The following is a 320-nucleotide window of genomic DNA, read 5'->3' as shown; positions in this document are numbered from 1 at the left end:
GACAACGGCACCACTGCCAATGCGACCCTCGATGTGAACGTGATCGACGACCTGCCCAAAGCGGTGAGCGATAGCAACGCCAATACAGCCTCGGAAACCAACCTCACGCTGACCGGCAACGTCCTCACCAACGACGTACAAGGCGCCGACCGCGTACCGACCGGCCCCGTCACCGCCGGTACCTTCACCGGCACCTACGGCACCTTGGAGCTGCACACCGACGGTACTTACACCTACACGCTCAACCCGACCGATACCGACTTCAAAAACCTGCACGGCGGCGGTAACGGCACCGAAACGTTCACCTACACCATCACCGA

The 320-nt window shown here is 61.2% G+C and carries 1 protein-coding gene; it reads left to right on the top strand.

The annotated features are described in order from the left end of the window. Positions 1-320: Ig-like domain-containing protein (locus ACM6HV_RS13965; protein WP_414904480.1), on the top strand; the 320-nt coding region annotated here is incomplete at both ends.

The sequence above is a fragment of the Pseudomonas sp. IT-P260 genome (assembly GCF_949768395.1).
Taxonomy (GTDB): Bacteria; Pseudomonadota; Gammaproteobacteria; order Pseudomonadales; family Pseudomonadaceae; genus Aquipseudomonas; species Aquipseudomonas parakoreensis.
Note: the sequence above shows the minus strand (reverse complement) of the source record. Positions and strands in the feature narration are given on the sequence as shown.